The sequence below is a fragment of the Enterobacter sp. PI-10 genome (assembly GCF_027947695.1).
GTDB lineage: Bacteria > Pseudomonadota > Gammaproteobacteria > Enterobacterales > Enterobacteriaceae > Enterobacter > Enterobacter vonholyi.
On sequence record NZ_JAJNOG010000020.1, the window covers coordinates 1 to 3927 of the forward strand.

4 protein-coding genes are annotated in these 3927 nt (G+C 56.9%); 1 reads left to right on the top strand and 3 read right to left on the bottom strand.

What is annotated here, in order from left to right; translation table 11 throughout:
- Positions 1-148: 148 nt before the first annotated feature.
- Complete coding sequence (locus LRM19_RS21105) at positions 149-538, bottom strand: RidA family protein (RefSeq protein ID WP_127731564.1); 390 nt, start codon at positions 536-538, stop codon at positions 149-151.
- 141 nt (positions 539-679) lie between these two features.
- On the opposite strand from LRM19_RS21105, the gene LRM19_RS21110 reads away from it, so the two are divergent.
- A complete protein-coding gene (locus LRM19_RS21110) occupies positions 680-1600 on the top strand; it encodes a LysR family transcriptional regulator (RefSeq protein ID WP_271369770.1) in 921 nt (306 codons plus the stop codon).
- A gap of 54 nt (positions 1601-1654) precedes the next feature.
- Here LRM19_RS21110 and cbl read toward each other — a convergent pair whose 3' ends face one another.
- Entirely contained in the window at positions 1655-2605 is a 951-nt protein-coding gene (cbl, locus tag LRM19_RS21115) for an HTH-type transcriptional regulator Cbl (RefSeq protein WP_111966052.1), read from the bottom strand.
- A gap of 96 nt (positions 2606-2701) precedes the next feature.
- A complete protein-coding gene (nac, locus tag LRM19_RS21120) occupies positions 2702-3619 on the bottom strand; it encodes a nitrogen assimilation transcriptional regulator NAC (RefSeq protein ID WP_111966053.1) in 918 nt (305 codons plus the stop codon).
- Positions 3620-3927: the final 308 nt, after the last annotated feature.

Genomic DNA, 3927 nt, shown 5'->3' on the forward strand with positions numbered 1-3927 from the left:
AATTCGGAAAATTTGCCGGGTGGCGGCTTCGCCTTACCCGGCCCAGGGGACCCTGGGGCACGGTAAGCGCAGCGCCTCGGGCAATAAACCGCTGCTCTCATCATTTTTCCTCTGTCTTATTTTCGACTGGCGGAAAGACCAGTAATACTCAGGGCAGCCTGGCAATCACCTTAATTTCAAACTGGAACCCGTACAGCCACGTCACGCCGAGCCCGGTCAGCGTAGGGTAAGGCGCTTCCCCCCAATATTCTGGCAGGATACTCCAGATTGCGTCGAGGTTTGACTCGGGATCGACGACAAAGAGGGTCACGTCAACCACGTCATCGAACGTGCAGCCCGCAGCCGCGAGGACAGCAATAAGATTATCGAAGGCCAGCCTGACCTGCGCTTTCAGATCGGGCTCAGGCGAACCATCCTCGCGACTACCCACCTGCCCCGAGACGAACAAGAAACCGTTGGATTTGATGGCCGGTGAATACCGATTGCGCTCATAGAGTGCCTGGCGTCCGAGGGGAAAAACAGCTTCGCGTGTTGTCATGTTTGTACCTTTGAAATAGGGCGAAATCAGCCCGTTGAACATAAAGACACTTTACAGGCGCAGGTTCGGGCGGATAAACAAGCGACTTTGTCCATCATTGTTTGTAATATCCAAACAATCGGTGAAAAGAGAGGACAAGGGATGGATCGTTTCGACGCGATGCGCGCCTTTGCTCGCGTGGTGGAGGCAGGTAGCTTCACAAAGGCTGCCCAAACGCTTCATATGAGCAAAACCACGGTGACGCAGCTCATTCAGCAGCTGGAAGCGCGCCTGCGCGTCAAATTGCTCCATCGCACCACCCGCAGGCTCGGCGTTACTCCTGATGGCGCGGTCTACTACGAGCGCGTCATCCGCCTGCTGGCGGACATGGAAGATGCTGAAAACAGCCTGTCCAGTGCGACGATGACGCCCAGGGGACGCCTGCGGGTAGATGTGCCGACTCCTCTCGCCCGCCTGGTGCTGGTGCCCGCGCTACCGGCTTTTCACGCGCGCTACCCTGAAATTCAGTTCGACATGGGCGTGAGTGACCGGGTGGTGGATCTGATCGGCGACAACGTGGATTGTGTCGTGCGGGGCGGCGAAATCAACGACCAGTCCCTGATCGCACGCCATGTCGGCGATTTGCAAATCGGTGTTTACGTCGCACCGAGCTATGTGGAACGCCTCGGCGCCCCTGCGCACCCGCGAGAGCTGGAAAATACCGACCATCGCATAGTGGGATTCTTATCCTCACGCACCGGTAAGATTGATCCTCTGGTACTGAACGATGAGAGTGAACATATTGAAATCACGGGCAACTATGTACTTGCCGTGGATGATGGCAATGCTTACCTCGAAGCTGGGCTAGCGGGATTGGGCGTGATTGCGCTGCCGGTCTATATGGCGGCAGCACATCAGGCTCGCGGTGCCTTGATTCCGCTATTTGAACGCTGGCGTATTGCTCCAATGCCCCTGTACCTGGCATTTCCGCCGAACCGCCATGTCAACGCCAGACTGCGTGTTTTTATTGACTGGATCGTTGAGTTGATGCAGCAGCATATCCCCACTACTTACAACAAGTGACGACATCCCTGCCCTCTGATTCGGTCAGCGCAGCGCTGCCGGGCAAGCCAGCAGCTATATCTGATAATCAATCGCCACTTCTTCCGGCTCCATGACCTGACGTTTAATCTCATCCACCGACAGCCCGGCATTGCACAGCTCGATAAAGCGCCACACATAGTTGCGCTGCAGCTGTCCGCGCTTCAGGCCAAGCCATACGGTGTTGGCGTCAAACAGATGACGCGTGTCAAGACGCACCAGGTTACCGTCTTCGCGTTCTCCGCTGGACTGTTCCGCCACCAGCCCAATGCCCAGCCCCAGCTCGACGTAGGTTTTGATCACGTCAGAATCCTGCGCGCTCAGCACGATGTCCGGCGTTAACCCTTTACGGTTGAAGGCTTCATCAATACGCGAGCGTCCGGTGATCCCCTGGCGGTAGGTAATGAGCGGCCATTTCGCAACGTCTTCCAGCGTCAGGGGAGAGACCTGATTGAGCGGATGATCGACCGGGAGTAATAAGCTGTGGTACCAGCGGAACCAGGGGAACGCCACCAGCAGCGGGTCGTTGCTCAGGCGTTCGCTGGCGATACCGATATCCGCCCCACCGTTTTGCAGCAGCACTTCAATTTCCTGCGGCGTGCCCTGAATAAGCTCCAGACGGACATCAGGGAAAAGTTCGCGGAACGCTTTAATCACCGGCGGCAGGCTGTAGCGCGCCTGGGTGTGGGTAGTGGCAATAGTGAGCACGCCCGAGGCGTCGTTAGTGAAGAGATCCGCCAGACGACGCACGTTGCTGGCCTCGTTGAGGATCCGCTCTGCGATGGTGAGCAAAGCCTTACCCGGCTCCGTCATGCCGAGCAGCCGCTTGCCGCGACGGATAAAGATCTCTATGCCCAGTTCCTCTTCCAGCTCGCGGATATGGCGGCTGACGCCGGACTGGGAGGTATAAAGCATATTGGCGACCTCGGTCAGGTTGTAGTCCCGCCTGGCCGCCTCACGGATGATTTTAAGTTGCTGGAAATTCACGATTCACTCCGGCGCATCTGACATAGCTCTATTGTTAGAGTCTGCCGCGCTGCAGAACAAATAATAAAAACCAGCATCTTATGCTTTTATGGAATATCAGCTCACGAGCTGGAGTTCACGGTTCTCAAGCGACGGCTTGCTTACCAGCGACATCAAAATTTCTTTTACCGCCTGCGCCTGCGGCGACAGCGAACCGCGAGCAGACATGTTCAGCGACAGCGGCAGGCTCATGGAAGGCGTGGTGATCCGCGCCATCCAGCCGTTTGCCGCGCTGCACAGCGAGCGGGCTGCGGATTCCGGCAGCACGGTCACCCCCATCCCGCTGGCAATGGCCGCGGTGAGCGTGGAGATTGAGTCAATTTCACCGATGATTTTGGCCGTCAGGCGGCGCAGGGAGAACGCTTCGTCCACGCGCACGCGCACGGCGCTGTAGTCGCGCGGCAGATAGAGGTTCATCTCTGCCACGGCGGTAAGGTCTACGCTCTGACCCGGACAGTCGCGGGTGCCCACGAGGTAGAGATCTTCTTTCAGCAGCGGCTGGCTGGTGATCCCGGCGACCGGGGAGCGATCGTAAAGAACCGCCATATCCAGCTGGCCGTTGAGCAGTTTTTCATTCAGTACGGAACCGCTGTTTTCGTGCAGATAGACCAGAACTTCAGGCAGCTCGGCGCGGACGGCCTGCAGCAGCGGCATGGTAATAGAGGACGCGGCCGTTCCCGGCGCCAGGCCGATAGAAACGTGCCCGCTCAGTGTCTGGCCTACGTTGTTCACCGCCAGCTGCGCCTGTTCACACTGGCGAAGAATGGTGCGTGCGTGGGTATAGAGGATTTTGCCTGCTTCCGTTGGCGTAACGCCGCGTTTGGTACGAATCAGTAGCTGCTGATCCATCTCGCCTTCCAGAGTAGCCACCTGCTGGCTCAGCGCAGGCTGCGCGATATGCAGCACTTCTGCCGCTTGAGTCAGGCTGCCGATATCGACGATTTTTACGAAGTATTTCAGTCGTCTTAAGTTCATTTTGCCCCCTGTTCGAAATGCTGTGCCGGAACCGGCTGTCGTTGTTGAACAGGTTTTGCAATATGAATGCCACTTTTACCAGGCGGTCTGAATTGGGCGCTAAGCGCCTGAAAATAAGGAAACCTAATCATGGAGGGGGGTTTTATTACCGAAACAGCAGTTTATGATCTGCCCCATTAGGGGTATACCCGCACCATGACGGTGCATTCCGCTGCCAAAAACATCACTTTGCCGATTTTGTCAGCAAACGATCAAAAGGCGTAGATCCACCCTTTGACAAGGCGAACGCAGGTCGATAATATGCGCCC

Coding starts and splice junctions, on each gene's coding strand:
- LRM19_RS21110 (WP_271369770.1), top strand. CDS start 680: ATGGATCGTTTCGACGCGATGCGCGCCTTTGCTCGCGTGGTGGAGGCA.
- LRM19_RS21105 (WP_127731564.1), bottom strand. CDS start 538: ATGACAACACGCGAAGCTGTTTTTCCCCTCGGACGCCAGGCACTCTAT.
- nac (WP_111966053.1), bottom strand. CDS start 3,619: ATGAACTTAAGACGACTGAAATACTTCGTAAAAATCGTCGATATCGGC.